Origin of the sequence: Actinocorallia sp. B10E7, from assembly GCF_039871655.1 — a bacterium.
In the GTDB taxonomy this organism is placed as follows: domain Bacteria; phylum Actinomycetota; class Actinomycetes; order Streptosporangiales; family Streptosporangiaceae; genus Actinocorallia.
On sequence record NZ_JBDPLZ010000001.1, the window covers coordinates 632,499 to 647,459 of the forward strand.

Here is a 14,961-nt window from a genome sequence, read left to right on the forward strand (position 1 = left end):
CTCAGCGGTTGCGGCGGGCGATCGCGCCGTTGAGGAGGGTCGCGAAGGCCGTCCAGCCCGCGTACGGCAGCAGGAGCAGGCCCGCGCGGCGGTCGACGAGCCAGGCGCGTCGGACGAGCAGCACGTTGGACAGGTTGAGCGCCATGATCTCGCCGAACGCGGCGCGCGGCGACTTCGCCCCGAAGAACAGCAGCGACCAGCCCGCATTGAGCGCCAGGTTGATCCCGAGCGCCTGGGCCACGCCCCGCCGCTCGTCCTGGGACCCGAGGTCCATGGCGCGCCCCGCCGAGTAGGCGATCAGGCTGTAGAGCGCGGGCCACACGATGCCGAACGTCTGGGGCGGCGGCTGCCAGGATGGTTTCTCGAGTTCGCGGTACCAGTCGGACTCCGGGTCGGTGGCCAGCCCCCCGGCCCCGGCTGCCACCCCGACCGCTACCGACGTCTTGAGCAGGGTGTTCGCTTTCGTCGTCGTCATATCTCACCCCTTACCCGGCTACCAGGGGCAGAACCGGTAGCCACATGCGCACCTTCGGCATCCGCCACGGGCGCGGACGGTCAGGGTTGCTCGGAGCGGGTGCGGGCGTAGTGGCGGGAGGCCTTGGCACGGTTGCCGCAGGCCGTCATGGAGCACCAGCGGCGGGTGCCGTTCTTCGAGATGTCGAAGAAGTGCAGGACGCAGGCGTTGTGCGCGCATTTGCGGAGCCTGTCGGGGCGGCCGCCGATCAGGAGCAGGTAGTTCCGGACCGCCGTCCATGCCGGGTAGTAGGCGAGATCGTCGAGTTCGAGGCGTTCCACGGGGCCGCTCGGTGAAGCGGAGAGCCTGAGCGCCCCGTGGGCGAGCACGGCGTCGGCCGTCGCCGTGTCCGCGGGGTCCTCCAGGAGCTCCGCCAGCCCGTCCCGCGCCCGCAGCACTGCGGCGAGCGTCGCCTCGTCGGCCCGGACGGGATGTTCCTCCAGTTCCGAGGCGACCGTGGGCGAGGCGAGCCAGATCGCCAGGCCGTCGGGCGAGGTGAGCAGGTCCTGCGGCTCCCCGCCCTGTATCCACCGGGTGTTCAGCAGCTCTACGGAGATCGGTTCACCGGTCAGTGGGCGGGGGTCCATGCCTCCCATGCTAACCACTCACGTCCACACGACCGGTTGACGATCATTTCTCTAACCTTTAAAGTCATAATCACCGGTTAGGGAAGGCCTCTGACCGGAGGAAGGACCACGCCCATGAGCACGCTGCAAACCGGCCATGTCGGCCTGAACATCACCGACCTCGACCGGTCCGTCGCCTTCTACACGCAGGTCTTCGGCTTCGAGGTGGTCAACCTCGCCGACACCTACGCCCTCCTGGGCAAGGACGGGCGGCTGACCGTCACCCTGTGGCGGCAGACCGAGACCCCGGCCCGCACCGACGTGGCGGGCCTGCACCACCTGTCGTTCCAGGTCGACACGATCGAAGAGGTCCGCGAGGCCGAGGAGACCCTGCGCGGCCTGGGCGCCCGGTTCGCCTACGACGGCGTCGTCCCGCACGGCGAGGGCGCCTCCTCCGGCGGCATCTTCTTCACCGACCCCGACGGCATCCGCCTGGAGATCTACGCCCCGTCCGGGGCCGAGACCGTCCCCGCCCCCGTCGCGGGCGCCCCCACCTGCGGTTTCTTCTAGGAGTCACGGCCATGGCGACCTACCACAGCGGAGAGCTCTCCGTGCAACGCCGAGCGGGCCTGCAGGGCCGCGCCGAATCCGCCCTCCGAGCCATCAAGACCGCCCTCCCGGAGGTCGCCATGGCCTTCCTCTCCCAGCAGCCGATGATCGTCGTCGGCGCCGCCGACCCGTCCGGCCGCCTCTGGGCCACCCTGCTCACCGGCGAGCCCGGCTTCCTCCAGCCCACCGAGACGGAACTTTTCGTCAAGGCCCTCCCCCATCCGGAGGACCCCCTGGCCGAGTCCCTCGCCGCCCCCGCGAAGGTCGGCATGATCGCCATCGAGCCCGACACCCGCCGCCGGATGCGCATCAACGGCACTTCCTCCCCCGTGCCCGGCGGCCTGCTCGTCGCCTTCGACCAGGTCATCGCCAACTGCCCGAAGTACATCCAGCAGCGCACCCCCGCCCCGGCCCCGGCGCCCTCCGGCCCCCGCGAGGTCCTGCGCGGCTCCGAACTCACCCCGAGCCAGCGACGCGCCGTCCAGGAGGCCGACACCTTCTTCATCGCCACCGCCTCTCCCGAAGGCGACGCCGACGCCTCCCACCGGGGCGGCAACCCCGGCTTCCTGCAGGCGCTCTCCCCCACCCGCCTGCGCTGGCCCGACTACCCCGGCAACACCATGTTCCTCACCCTCGGCAACCTGGAGCTCAACCCCGCCGCCGGCCTCGTCGTCCCCGACTGGGCCAACGGCTCCCTCCTGCACCTCACCGGCACCGCCGAAACCGTCTGGGACGAGGACGAGGCCGCCGCCTTCCCCGGCGCCCAGCGCCTGGTCGACTTCACCATCGAGGAGGTACGCGAGGCCACCTCCGCCGTGCCGCTGACCTGGACCGCCCCCGGCTACTCCAAGTTCAACCCCCCGACGCCGTTGCCCCTCTGAGCACCCCGACGGCACACGGGCCGTTCACACGACCCTGAACTCCAGGGGTGCGAAGACCGCGCAGACGGACCGTCCGGCGGGGCCGCCGAACCAGCCCCAGCTCGCCGCCGTCTGCGCGACCGTCCACAGGCCCCGCCCGGTCTCGGAGTACTCGTCCTCGGGAAAGGACGTGTTCGGCTCGCCGTCCCCGCCCTGGTCGGACACGCAGAGCGCCACGAGCTCGGTCTCCTTGTCGTACGCCCCGCAGGTCCCCCGCCAGCGCCGCACCTCGACGGTGAACCGGCCTCCGGGCAGGCCCGAACGGGTGTGCCGGACGGTGTTGGCGACCAGCTCCCCGCACCCGAGCAGCACCTCGTCGGCGAACGGACAGTCCGCGAGCAGCGCGCCCACGAACCGGCGCACCGCCCGCGCCTGCTCCGGGTCGCCGGGGAACTCCCGGCGCCAGCACTCACCGTCCCTGGTTTCGATGAACATCACTCACCTCACACAGAAGAAGCGGAACGAAGCCCATCGTCACCATTCGTCGCCGAATAATCAGCGGAACCCGTTGACCGAACGAGAAAGTGCGCACACCCGCCGAACGTTCGGCCTCCGCACGCACGGGAGGGGTGCGCACGGACGGCGAGCGTGCGGGAGGGGTGCGCACTTTCTCGGGCGGGATCGGCGAAGCGGTTGCGTGGACGCGGAGCGTTGCTGTTCGATGCGGAGAGTAGCCGGAAGAGCGACCGGACGGCCCCCCGACCTGCACGGATGACGGTTCGTGAGGAGGAACGCCCTTGTCCAGTCCGTTCGTCCGCCGGTTGCGGCTCGGCGCCGAACTGCGCGCGCTGCGGCGGCGGCGCGGACTCACCGCCGAACAGCTCAGCGGACTGTTCCACCAGTCGCGGATGAAGATCTCACGACTGGAGAACGCCCAGATCCGGCCCGACCTCGCCGAGATCATGGACCTGCTCGACCTCCTGCGGGCCACCGACGACGAACGCGCCGAGATCATCAAGATCGCCCGCGAGGCCGCCGCCAAAGGCTGGTGGGATGCCTACGGCGACACCATGGGCGACCGCCAACGCCTCTACGCCGACATCGAATCCGGCGCGGCCACCATCCGCGAGTACCAGCCCGGCACCATGCCCGGTCTGCTCCAGACGCCCGAGTACACCTGGGCGCTCATCGAACACGCCAAGGCCGAAGGCCCCATCACCTATGTGCCCGACCGTTTGATGGAAGCCCGTTCCAAGCGCCAGCAGACCGCTTTCCGCTTGGACGGCCCGACTTATGAGGTCATCCTCGACGAAATCAGCATTCGTCGGTTCAGCGTCCCGCCGGCCGTCATGAGAGCCCAGCTTCACCACATGGTCGAATCCATCGAAACTCACGTGAAGCTCACCATGCGCGTCCTCCCCGTCGACATCGGCCGGGTACCCACGCTGATGCCGAGGTCGCAGACGATCATCTTCGGTTTCCCCGATCCGTCCGACCCGCCCCTGGCCATGACCGAGACCCTCTCCAACGACTTCATCCACACCAGTCCCGTTGAGGTGGCCAAGCACATGAAGCGCTACGAAACGGTGCGCAATGCGGCACTATCAGAGGTGAGCAGCAGGGAATTGCTCACCGAACTCGCCGACAAGATCACAGACAAGGTCTGACATCACCGATGACCCAGAAGTTCACGAGTTGGCGTAAGTCAAGTCGCAGCGAGCCCAACGCCTCCTGTGTCGAAGCCGGTCGCTCACAGGCCGGAACCGTCGGGGTCCGAGACACCAAAGCCCACGGCACCGGCCCGATCCTGGAGTTCACGCGCGCCGAGTGGGCGGCCTTCACCCGACGCCTCCGCTCGTAGAACAGATGAGCCGCCGCTCGCGGCCTCTCACTGAAACCCGTTCATTCGGAACTGTGGAGACGAATGATGTCCTTCATCCCTCACGCCAGTCTCAAAGGGCCCGCCGGGCTTGTTCGGTTGTCGGCCGGGCAGCTCGACTCCGGCGAGGGGAAATGTGCGGAGTTCGCGGCGTTGAAGGCACGGCCGAGGGTGTGGCCGCAGCGGTTCGAGGAGCGGCGGGATTCGCCTTGGGAGGGGTTTCCGCTCGGGTTGGTGATGGCGGCCCTGGACGAGGTGGAGTTCGGGGGGCTCGACGCCGAGGTGGCCGTCCACAAGGTGCTGGAAGAAGCGCGGAAGACCGTGCATCCGGGGGTCGAGGTCTGGGTCCGGCACGCGGTGGCCACCTATCTGGAGGACGCCCGGTGGCTCGCCGATGAGATCGGCGACGGCGTTCTGCTGCCGCAGCGGGAGTCCCGGGTGCTGCAGCACGTCACCTCCCCTCTGGAGGCACGGGTACTGACCGGGTGGGGGCGCTGGTACTCGTCCGCGGACGGAGCGGTGCGGGAGGTGCGGCGGCCGCGGGTGAGCCGGGTGGGGTCGGGAGACGACCCGTCCAATCTGGCGTTGGCGCAGCTGGCCGCGTTCGGGGCGCGGGCCGTCGGGTCCGTCTACCGGGATGTGCCGGTGGACGTGCAAGGGGATCCGGGGCCGGCGCGGCGGGTGCGGGTCGTCGAGGTGGTGGTGAGCGACGAGCGGGTGCCCAAGGTCGTCGTGGACGCCGCGCCTGAGGAGGTCGCGCGGAGGTACCGGGAGCGGGCCCAGCCGGTGGCCGCGGACGTGGTGTTCGGGGGGCGCAGGCAGCCGGGGTCGGACTGCGCGCAGTGCAAGCTGCGGGCCGAATGCGACGCGCTGCCGCATGTGCCGGGGCTGCTGGGGCTGGATGGCGCCGGGACGCATCGGCGGGTGTGGTCGGCGGCCACGGCGGGGCAGTACCGGATCTGCCCGGCGCAGGCGCATCTGCGGGACCAGCGGCTTCCCGGGGACTGGAGCGACCATCCCGCGATCCGGCGGGGGACGCTCGTGCACTCCTGGCTGGAGGCGGCGCACTCGCGGTTCCCTTACCGGGCCTGTTCCGAGGAGGACCTTCCCGAGGACGACCCGGGGTTCGCCGCGGAGTTCATGACGCCCGACGAGTACCGCCAGGCTCGGCCCTTCCTGCTGAGCCACCTCGAGGTGTGCCCGCTGCGCCGGGACGTCACCTCCGTGACGGCCGAGCCCTCGATGGCCGCCTACGACCCGTCGGCCGACGTGCTGGTCGTGGCCCATCCGGACCTCGTGTACGTCTCGGGGGGACGCACCTTCTACCGGGAGCAGAAGACCACGGGAGGCGGCTCCGCGTGGGACGCCGACACTCTCTTGGAGCGGGTGCCGCAGCTCGCGCTGGCCGTCTGCCTGATCGCCGACGGGGCGTTCGGCGGTGAGGCGCCGGTGGCGGGGACGGTCGAGCTGGAGGTGATGTCGCCCGCCGGGGCGTCCCTCTTCTCCTTCGACACCGGGGACGCGGGCGTCGTCGCCCGGGCGCGGGCGGAGCTCGCCCGGCTCACCGGGGACTGGCACACCGACGTGGAGTTCCGTCCACGGCCCGGACGGCACTGCGCGACCTGCCCGGTGGCCCGCTGGTGCCCCGACCGGCACGCGACGGACGCGGGGCCGATCGAGGTCGACGGCGTGCTCATCGACCCGCGGACCGGGGAGATCCTCAACGAGACGCCGGTGACGGGCCTGGCCCAGGCGGTGGCCTCGGCGGTCGGCGAGCCCGACCTCGACGACGAGCCCCCGTTCTGAGCACTGAACCTAATGAGCGTTAGGTTATAAATTCGGGGGTCGCCGCCTCCCGACCGAACGGCGTTCCGTACGATTCCCACGAAAGCTGAGGAAAGGTACGGGGCGCATGGGCATCAACGAGGCACTGGCGGAGATCTTCGCGCTGGAGCGGCAGGACGAGGACCACTTCGTGGTCCAGCCCGTGGACTCCGAGATGCAGCGCACGTTCGGCGGGCAGGTCGCGGCGCAGAGCCTGCGGGCCGCCCAGCTGACCGTGGGAGCCGAACGCCCGGCGCACTCCCTGCACGCCTACTTCATCCGCGGCGGGCAGCCCGCCAAGCCCCTCCACCTGGACGTGCGGCGCACCCGCGACGGCCGGACGTTCTCCACCCGGCACGTCACCGCGGTCCAGGACGGAAAGGCGATCTTCGAACTGGTGGCGTCCTTCCACGACCCCGAGGACGGCGAGGAGTGGCAGCCGTCCGAGCCGCTCGACGTGCCTCGGCCCGAGGAGCTCCCCTCCTACCGGCTTCCCTCCTGGTTCGGCGACATCCCGAACTTCGACATCCGCCCGGTGAACCCCCTGCGCGACGAGGAGTTCCCCCTGCGCCACCCGTTCTGGTTCCGCTCCCTGGACGAGGTCGCCGAGCCCGCGCTGCACCCGTGCGTCCTGACCTACGTCTCCGACGTCGCCGTCGTCGACTCCTCCCGCGCCCCCGGCTCGGCCGTCCGGTACGCCACGGCGGTCAGCCTCGACCACGCGGTGTGGTTCCACCGTCCCGCCCGCGCCGACGAGTGGCTGCTCTACTCCATGGACTCCAGCATCAACCACGGCGCCCGCGGCCTGGCCCGCGGCACCATGCGCACCCTCGACGGCACCCTCGTCGCGTCGATCGCCCAGGAGACCCTGCTGCGCCCCGCGCGCTGACGGTCACCGGCCTTTCAGCGCCTCGGTGAGACGGCTCTCCATCTCCTCCAGGCCGAGCCGCTCGGTGCACGCATCCCGAAGGCTGCAGTGCAGGGTCTTCTGGAAGATCCGACTGAATTCGGGGTAGTAGGGGCTGATCGGACGGGCATGGGCCTGTTCGACGGCCCGGCGCAGCGTGGGCAGGTACTCCTCCGGCAGGTGGCGGACGACGTGTTCTTCTGATTCACCGGAATCGGAGGAGCCGCAGGCCGTGGGAGTCGGCTCGGCGTACACCTCGGTGCGGACGGGGGCGAATCCCCCGCACCAGAACAATTTCCGCTGGACCGGGGCACCGGTCAGCTCCAGGATGAGCCTCCGCGCCTCGTCCTTGTACGGAGAGTTCGCGGCGATGGCCAGGCTCTGCCCTCCGAGGACTCCCCCGCCGGGAAGGACGGTGACGCCGTACCTGTCGGTCCGCCGCCCCTCGTTCCCGGGGCCCGAGCCCTCGGCCAGGCTCCGGTAGGCCGTCGGCCAGCCGCGCAGGAACAACGTCTTTCCGGAGGAGAACGCCTCGGTCGCGTCGCCCTCGTACCACTCGAAGGAGTCACGCGCGATGAGCGAACGGCCGCCGGTGAGCAGGAGCTTGTCCCGGATCTCCCGCAGCGCGTTCTGGTCGAGCGTGACCTGTCCGTCGTGGACCGGCCCGCCACCCCCGTGCGCCCGCATCAGTTCGAGGAGGTTGACGGTGAAGCCCTCGTAGGGGGCGAGCTGGGCGGCGTATCCGGCGCTGAGGTCACCGGCGGGCTCGTCGAGCAGGTCCTCGGAGCGTTTCCACACCTCGTCCCAGGTGGGGGACTTCTGAAAGTCCTCGTCGTCTCCGATCAGGTCCTTCCGGTAGTACAGCAGGGGGGCGTCCGCGCTGAAGGGCACGGCCCACAACTTTCCGCCGTGGTATCCGCTCCTGCGCAGGTCTCCGGCGAGGAACGATCTGAGCGGCTCCTTCTTCTCCAGCTCCTCCAGCGGCCCTTCCGCGAACGGGTGGAGATGGCCCGCCTCGGCGAACTCCGCGGCCCACGGGCCGTCGAGGACGTAGACGTCGACGCCGCAGCCGCCGTCCTGCGCCGTCGCCGCCATCTGGGCGTGCTGCAGGTCGGCCACTCCGGACAGCTCGCGCAACTCGGCCTTCATCCCGCCGGGTTCGGACCAGTTCCGGATCTCCTCCCTGCGCTGCCTGCCGAAACTGACGTCCTTGTCCCCCAGCACGGTGAGCGTGCGGTCGGAACGCTCGGGGCAGCCGCCGTCCCCCCAGGGCCGGGAGGAGACGAACAGGAAGGCCCACACGATGAGAGCCGCGACCAGCGCTCCGATGAGCGTCCTGGAGTTGAGGAACCGGTGCCGCATGCTCAGTCCCTCCAGATCTCGCGGGACAGCTCGGCCCGCAGCTCGCCATCGGACTTCAGGCTCCCGTGCTCGACGCACGCGAAGTCGTCGAGTCTGTCCAGCGTCCGGAGGAATCCCGCGCACCCGCCGCCGGCCGGCACCACCACGACGACGCGGGGCGCCCCCGGTTCGTCGAACTCCGCCCGCACCTCGTCGGCCTCCTCGTCCCCCTCGTCCTGACCGAGCTCGCTCTCACGCCCGTCGGTGAAGACGACGAGCGTGCCCGGAAGCCTCCGGGAATCGAACGCCCTGACCCGGGCCTTGATGGCCCGGTACAGCGGGATGGAGTCCCTGTCCGCCTCGAGGCCGTTCACCTCGTCCTGCACTCGGGAGCGTGTCTCGTCAGCCGCTCCAGGGGGCAGGAGCACCCCGGTGTCCTCGCCCTGGCCGGGGAACACCGAGAGCCCGACCCGGTCTTTCTCTCCCAGTTCGTCCAGGATGCCGCGGGCCAGGTTCTGGGCGGCCAGCAGCGGCACCCCGTTCTCGACGCTCCATTCCATCGAGCCGGACCGGTCGAAGAGGAGCTCGACGGCGCGTCCGCCGCGGACCTCCTTGAACCGCCGCTGCGTGGCCTCGACCATGCCGGCTTCGAGGGGAAGGGAGCCCGGACGCCATGAGTCGCCCTCGGGCGGGTGCCCGGCGACCCAGAGCCGGAACCGCCCGGCGTAGCGGTCTCGGTCCTCCTTCCCTGCTCCGGGCCAGACGACGCGCACGAACGGGTAGTCCAGCCGGTGGGCCCCTTCCACCTCCAGAACGGACAGCCTGCCGGGGCCGCCGGAGCCGCCGCAGTCCTCGCCCGCCTCGGAACCGGCCTTGTACTCGGCCAGAACCCGCTCGGGCACGATCGCCACCGCCCTGTCCAGCTCGACGGCCGCGCACAGCGCGGCTTTGGCGTCGGTGAGCGAGGAGTCCGCCACCTGGTTCTCGAAGGTCTTCAGCATGCCGCTCCGCACGGTCTCGGAGTCGGTGTAGAAGCCCACGCTCCCGAGGGTTCCCGAGGCCGCCGTGTCGGGGTCGGGGCGCAGCACCGTGACGTCCCGCGCCTCGGCCCGCCTCAGCAGTCCGGTCCAGTCCCGCCACGCTCCGGACCTCCGGTCCACGTCCAGGTCCTCCCATGCCTGGCTCGTCGCGACCGCGACCATCGTGGACTTCAGCCCGGTGTCCCCGGCGAACCTCACTTCCGGCGGAGGCTCACCGAACACGTCTTCGCTCCTCGACGACGACCGGACGTACTCCGCCTCGGCCCTGCTCATCGGCACCCACACGTCGGGCTGCGGGTCCGTGAGCAGCCGGTCGGCCCATCCGCTCCCCACCCCCGAACGCACCGCCTCCAGGGAGGGCTGCGGGAACACCGTCACACGGACGGGCCTGCACGCGTCGTCGGCCTCCTTCTCCTCCTCGTCCTCGAAGCCCCGCGCCAGCTCGCGGAACAGCTCCAGGGACTCGGACGGGACCATGACCCGCAGTTCCGTCGGAGGCGGACATCCCGCCCTTTCTTCTTTGATCCACAGCACCAGCCCCGAGACGAGGCCGACCGCCAGGAAGCCCGTGAGGAACCCCGCCGCAGGCGGCTGCCAGAGCCGTCCTCCGAACCGCCGGGCCGGCGGGCGCAGCCGCGTCCCGGCGGCCCTCACCGCTCTTCCCGCGGCGACGGCGGACGTCCGGGCCCGGCGGAGGAGGCCCGCTCTCAGCCGCAGGGACCACCGGGGCTCGCGGCTGAAGCCCTCCAGCCGCCTCCGGACCTGGCCGGCGGAGGGACGCTTGGCCGGCTCCTTCTCCAGGCAGTCCAGGAGCAGGGAGCGGAGGGGCTCCCGCAGGGAGCCGAGTCCGGGATCTCCCCGCTGGACCCGGTGGTAGACCGCCTCCAGCGAACCCGAGCCGAAGGGGTAGGTGCGGGTCGCGAGGTACACCATCGTGGAAGCCCAGCTGAAGACGTCCGACGCCGTCCCGACCTGCTCGCATCTCACCTGTTCCGGAGACATGAAGGCCGGGGTGCCGATCGGGGAGTCCCGCTGGGTCACGGTGGCGTCCAGCGCACGCGCGATCCCGAAGTCGATCACCCGCACCCTGTCCGGCCCGTCGATCGCGTTGGCCGGCTTGAAGTCCCGGTGCACGATCCCGGCCTGGTGGAACGCCTCGAGCGCGGTGATCGTGTCGATCGCCACCCGCGTCAGCACCGCCCCCGAGAGCTCTCCGTCCTCCTCGAGGACCTCGCTCAGGGTGCGCCCCGGCAGGTACTCCCGGACGAGGTAGGGAGGCATCGCGTCGATGTCGGCTTCCAGCACCCTCGCGGTGTACTCCGGCGGCACCCGCCGTATCAGCGCCACCTCTTTCAGAAGCCGCCTGCGGGTCTCCTCCCCCAGCCCGGAGAGGAGCTTCAGGGCGACTTTCTCGCCCGACGGCCCCACCGCCAGCCAGACCTCGCCCTCTCCTCCCGCGCCCACCACCTCGACCAGCCGGTATCCCCCCACCTCGTCGCCCGGCTGCGGCCCGCTCGTCAATCCGACCTCCGTGTCCCGGCCTCGCTGATCGGCAGAGAGATCCGTACCACTCATGTGACCAGAGACACAATGAAAATTTCAGTCGAACAGGCGACTTGGCCCTTTCCGGCAAGGCACGGGGGTCTCACCGCGCGGGGCGAAGGGGACAGGGGCCCGCGGGTCCCGGCGGGCGGGCCTCGCGCATAGCGGAGAGGACGCCGACGAGAAATTTCCGGTGATGCGCCGGGACCTGCGTTCGGACCATCTCGGCCGAGAATTGACAGAAGGCCCTTCGGAATCGCGCCGAAGGGCCTTCGAAGGAAGGACAGAAGCGGAGACCGCTCCTTTTTCCTAGCGAACGGAACGGGCCTCTCTCGCCTTCGTCGCCATCCTCATCTCACTGCACGGGGCAGGCTTCTTGCAGTAGTGCTTGCAGTAGCATTTGCAGTAGCACTTGCAGTGACATGGCTTCGGTGGCGTGCCATTGCCGTTCTCGTCAGGGATGTACTGGGGTGTGTAGTGCGAGACCGCTTTACCACTGGAGTGGGAGATGACGACCGTCTTCTGCGGCGGGACGACCTGATAGAACTCGGGGCCGTCCCCCTGCCCCGCAGACCCCGCCTTCACGCAGTATCCGGAGATCAGAAAGCCCTCGGGAGCCGTCACGGTCACCGTAAGCGGGTCCCCCTCGGTGTCCACCTTGATACCGCCGTACGGCGAGTACGACTGGGGACAGGTGTTCCCCGGCAGTGGCTGCGGCCCGATGATCTCGGCGTTCGCCGGAGCGGCGAAACCCGCCACGAAGAATGCCAGCACCAGGCTTGAAATCAAGCCCATCATGGACATTCTACCCTTTTTCCTCATGCGATTCCCCCCGCTTGAATGCTTCTAGCATGTGGTGCCGGATTTGCACTCGCAGCCCAGAGAATGCCGAGGTCTTCACAGGCGCCCGGCCGCTGCCCCCTTCACATGCCGAACGCAGCATAACAAGCGCATCACTATTTCAACAATACGTCCGAGGGGAATTGACATGCGCCCCATTCGCGCCCAACGCCCGCGATTCAGATCAGCGCATTTCTCATGAAAATATGCTTAACGGGCGTTCTCCGGGACGCCCGAGGAAGATGTCCAGCAGGTCGTCCGGGTCGGTCTGCGGGGTGTCCTCGTCCGGGGAGGGCACGAGGTAGCCGCCCACCCAGGCGCGGAGCATGAGCAGGGCGCGGATCCGGGCGTCGGGTTCGGGGAAGCCGACGCCCGTGAGGGAGCCGGCGAGATGGTCCAGGAGGGTGCGGTCGGCGAGGCGGACGGCTTCGGCGGCTTCGGGGTCGTGCTGGGCCCACAGGCGCATCGCCCGGTCGAGGGGGGCCACCTCGCGGCCCAGGAGCAGGACGCGGCGGAGGCGTTCCCTGGGGTCGGAGGTGGTGCCGAGGGCGAGGGAGAGGACCTCGCCGGTGCGCTCATGGGCCCAGCGGTCGAGGAGGGCGCGCAGGAGTTCGGAGCGGTCGCGGAAGTGCCAGTAGAAACTGCCCTTCGTGACGCCCAGGCGCGCGGCCAGCGCGTTGATGCCGACACCGGGCTCGCCCGCCTTGACGAGTTCCTGATAGGCGGCCTCGACCCAGTCGCGTCTGCTCACCCTGGGTCGGGAGCGCTTCACCGCTTCCACGCGCGTCCTCCTGCGCCCTGTCAGACCAGGGTCATCGAGTCGGGGGCGATTCCGAGCGAGACCCTGCCGTACAGCGCGTACGTCGCGTCCGCGTCGAACACCACGTGGCCCGAGATCGTGTTCACGTCCCTCTGGGCGCGCTGGAACGGCGAGTGCATGAGCTGCACGCTCGCCCCGGCGGCCGCGCACAGCTCGTTCACCACAGTACGGGCGACGCCGACCACGTGCGCCGCGACCAGACGCGCGTGCGCCCTCTGCGACATGTCGTAGTGGCCGCCCTCCTCGTACGTCGTGGCCAGGTGTCGCACTGCGTCCTCCAGCAGGAGCCGCGCGGCGGTGAGGTCGGCGGTGGCCTTGGCGAGACGGATCTGGCCGCTCATCAGGTCACGCTGCTTGACGCCGGTGTAGGCCATCACCCGGCCCTGCATCCGTTCGGCGAACCGGGCGAGCACGCTCTCGGCCGCTCCCAGTATGGGTGCGGCCCCTGTCAGCACGAACGCCGGGACGAGGGGGACGCGGTAGATCGAACCGGAGTGAACCTGCGAGCCGGGCGACCGGCCTTCGGAGAGATCGAGCAGCGGCACCGACCGGTACGTCGGCACGAACCTGTCCGGCACTTCGATGTCGTTGCTGCCGGTCGCCCGCATTCCGCTGGTGTGCCACACGTCGTGGACGTTCACGTCCTCGCGGGGCAGCAGGAACAGCCTCGGCTCGAGGGTGTCGCCGACGGTGACCAGCGCCATGACCATCACGTGGTCGGCGTGCATCACCCCGGTGCCCCACGACCAGCGCCCGGTGACCCGGTAGCCGCCGTCGACCGCCTCGGCGGTGCCGCCCGGTGACAGCGTGCACGGGATGAGCGCGTACGGGCGTTCCGCCCACACCTCCTGCTGCGCCTCCTCGGGGAACAGGGCGAGCATCCAGTTGTGCAGCGTGTAGATCGCGCTCAGCCATCCCGTCGAGGCGCAGCCCGCCCCGATCTGTCGGCACGCCTCGACCATGGCGGCGAAGTCCTGTTCCCCTCCGCCGAAACGCTTGGGGACGAGCAGGTCGAACACCCCCGTCCCGGCCAGGTCCGCGATGGTCTCGTCCTGCACCCGCCGTGCTTCTTCGGCGGCCTGTGCCCGCTCGGCCAGCACCGGCGTCAGCTTCCGCACCCGACTGATCACTTCAGCTCCATACTCCATGGTATGGAACCATACTTGTAAGTATGGACTTTGCACAGGGCCCCGGGCGCCCCAACGGACGACGGCCGTCCCGGGGAGGGACGGCCGTCGCGGATCGCCGATCAGTGAGCTCTGACCTCGGCGCGATCAGAACGGGCAGCTGGAGCGGTACTCCTCGACGTCCAGGCTCCGACTCGGGCCGGGGCACAGGAACTGGGTGTAGCGCGTGTCGTCGTCGATGAAGCGCTTCAGCCAGGAGATGGAGTACTTCGCGATGGTCGTGTCGGAGGTGTTGGGCGCGAAGTGGCTGGCGCCGTTCAGCTCCAGATACGCCTTCTCATAGGTCGACGACAGGCTGTTGTAGAACGGCTCGGAGTGGGTCGCGACGGGGGCGATCGTGTCGTTCTCCGCGCCGATGATGAACGTCGGGACCCGGTTGCCCGACCAGTTCTTGGTGAGGTTCCACGGCGTCATGCCGATCGCGGCCTGCAGGGACGGCCGGTCCTTGGACGCCTCGAGCGTGCCGCCGCCGCCCATGGAGTGGCCCATGACGCCCAGACGGGTGGCGTCGACGCGGGAGCGGACGGAACTGCGCTGGGTCAGGTAGTCCAGGGCGGCCAGCAGCTGGTCGCCGCGGCTGGCCGGCTGGTCCATCGTGGTGATGGTGTCGATCGTGAAGACCACGAAGCCCTGGGAGGCCAGGCGCGGGCCGAGCCAGGCGATGCTGGACTCGTAGGCGGTGAAGCCGGGCGAGATGGCGACCGCGCCGAACGTGCCGTCGCTGGTGGTGGTCGGGTAGTAGATCGTGCCACCGCCGAAGCCGACCGCCGCGAGCGAGGACACCGAGGTCTGCGAGACCGAGTAAGGACCGCGGGACGCCTCGATGCTGCTGTTGGTCGGAGCCGGGCCGCGCTCGTAGGGGTTGGCGGCGTGGGCGGGCGGAGCGGCGACGAGGCCGGCGGCGGCCACGGCCACGGCGAGCGGGGCCAGGCGCAGGGCTCTGAGTTTCTTGCCGAACATGGGGGCTCCTCTGGGGGGTCGTGGCCCGGGCGGGCGGGAACCTCGGGCCGTGACCAGGAGTCTGGCCCTCCC

The 14,961-nt window shown here is 70.0% G+C and carries 15 protein-coding genes; 6 read left to right on the forward strand and 9 right to left on the reverse strand.

Annotated elements, in window-relative coordinates:
* Nucleotide 1: 1 nt before the first annotated feature.
* A complete protein-coding gene (locus ABGB12_RS03060; RefSeq protein ID WP_347674382.1) occupies nt 2–475 on the reverse strand; it encodes a TspO/MBR family protein in 474 nt (157 codons plus the stop codon).
* A gap of 80 nt (nt 476–555) precedes the next feature.
* Nucleotides 556–1,101 (reverse strand): CGNR zinc finger domain-containing protein, encoded by a 546-nt coding sequence (locus ABGB12_RS03065; RefSeq protein ID WP_347674383.1) that lies wholly within the window; start codon nt 1,099–1,101, stop codon nt 556–558.
* Between the two features lie 114 nt (nt 1,102–1,215).
* Between ABGB12_RS03065 and ABGB12_RS03070 the strand changes: the two genes are divergently transcribed.
* Nucleotides 1,216–1,650, forward strand: coding sequence for a VOC family protein (locus tag ABGB12_RS03070; RefSeq protein ID WP_347674385.1), 435 nt, complete (start codon nt 1,216–1,218; stop codon nt 1,648–1,650).
* Nucleotides 1,651–1,661: 11 nt separating this feature from the next.
* Nucleotides 1,662–2,570, forward strand: a complete 909-nt coding sequence (locus ABGB12_RS03075) for a pyridoxamine 5'-phosphate oxidase family protein (protein ID WP_347674387.1) — start codon at nt 1,662–1,664, stop codon at nt 2,568–2,570.
* Nucleotides 2,571–2,594: 24 nt separating this feature from the next.
* Here ABGB12_RS03075 and ABGB12_RS03080 read toward each other — a convergent pair whose 3' ends face one another.
* Nucleotides 2,595–3,044 carry an ATP-binding protein gene (locus tag ABGB12_RS03080; protein WP_347674388.1) on the reverse strand — a complete coding sequence of 150 codons (450 nt, stop codon included), beginning with the start codon at nt 3,042–3,044 and terminating at the stop codon, nt 2,595–2,597.
* Between the two features lie 302 nt (nt 3,045–3,346).
* On the opposite strand from ABGB12_RS03080, the gene ABGB12_RS03085 reads away from it, so the two are divergent.
* The 4 genes from ABGB12_RS03085 (at nt 3,347) to ABGB12_RS03100 (ending at nt 7,141) form a co-directional block, all read left to right on the forward strand.
* Nucleotides 3,347–4,216, forward strand: coding sequence for a DUF5753 domain-containing protein (locus ABGB12_RS03085; protein ID WP_347674389.1), 870 nt, complete (start codon nt 3,347–3,349; stop codon nt 4,214–4,216).
* A gap of 8 nt (nt 4,217–4,224) precedes the next feature.
* Nucleotides 4,225–4,410: a DUF397 domain-containing protein gene (locus ABGB12_RS03090; protein ID WP_347674390.1), complete on the forward strand. Its 186-nt coding sequence runs from the start codon at nt 4,225–4,227 to the stop codon at nt 4,408–4,410.
* Between the two features lie 66 nt (nt 4,411–4,476).
* The gene (locus ABGB12_RS03095; protein WP_347674392.1) at nt 4,477–6,234 is read left to right on the forward strand and encodes a PD-(D/E)XK nuclease family protein; all 1,758 of its coding nucleotides are present in this window, start codon (nt 4,477–4,479) and stop codon (nt 6,232–6,234) included.
* A gap of 106 nt (nt 6,235–6,340) precedes the next feature.
* Nucleotides 6,341–7,141, forward strand: a complete 801-nt coding sequence (locus ABGB12_RS03100; RefSeq protein WP_347674394.1) for an acyl-CoA thioesterase domain-containing protein — start codon at nt 6,341–6,343, stop codon at nt 7,139–7,141.
* A 3-nt stretch (nt 7,142–7,144) separates the two neighbouring features.
* On the opposite strand, the gene ABGB12_RS03105 is transcribed toward ABGB12_RS03100, so the two are convergent.
* The 6 genes from ABGB12_RS03105 to ABGB12_RS03130 all read right to left on the reverse strand — a co-directional run bounded on the left by ABGB12_RS03105 (nt 7,145) and on the right by ABGB12_RS03130 (nt 14,889).
* Nucleotides 7,145–8,521, reverse strand: coding sequence for an extracellular solute-binding protein (locus ABGB12_RS03105; RefSeq protein WP_347674395.1), 1,377 nt, complete (start codon nt 8,519–8,521; stop codon nt 7,145–7,147).
* A 2-nt stretch (nt 8,522–8,523) separates the two neighbouring features.
* Nucleotides 8,524–11,061 carry a protein kinase gene (locus ABGB12_RS03110; protein ID WP_347674398.1) on the reverse strand — a complete coding sequence of 846 codons (2,538 nt, stop codon included), beginning with the start codon at nt 11,059–11,061 and terminating at the stop codon, nt 8,524–8,526.
* 330 nt (nt 11,062–11,391) lie between these two features.
* Nucleotides 11,392–11,904, reverse strand: coding sequence for a hypothetical protein (locus ABGB12_RS03115; protein WP_347674399.1), 513 nt, complete (start codon nt 11,902–11,904; stop codon nt 11,392–11,394).
* A gap of 214 nt (nt 11,905–12,118) precedes the next feature.
* Nucleotides 12,119–12,703, reverse strand: coding sequence for a TetR/AcrR family transcriptional regulator (locus tag ABGB12_RS03120; RefSeq protein ID WP_347674401.1), 585 nt, complete (start codon nt 12,701–12,703; stop codon nt 12,119–12,121).
* Nucleotides 12,704–12,723: 20 nt separating this feature from the next.
* Entirely contained in the window at nt 12,724–13,872 is a 1,149-nt protein-coding gene (locus tag ABGB12_RS03125) for an acyl-CoA dehydrogenase family protein (protein ID WP_347674403.1), read from the reverse strand.
* 144 nt (nt 13,873–14,016) lie between these two features.
* Nucleotides 14,017–14,889 carry an alpha/beta hydrolase gene (locus ABGB12_RS03130; RefSeq protein ID WP_347674405.1) on the reverse strand — a complete coding sequence of 291 codons (873 nt, stop codon included), beginning with the start codon at nt 14,887–14,889 and terminating at the stop codon, nt 14,017–14,019.
* Between the last annotated feature and the right edge of the window lie 72 nt (nt 14,890–14,961).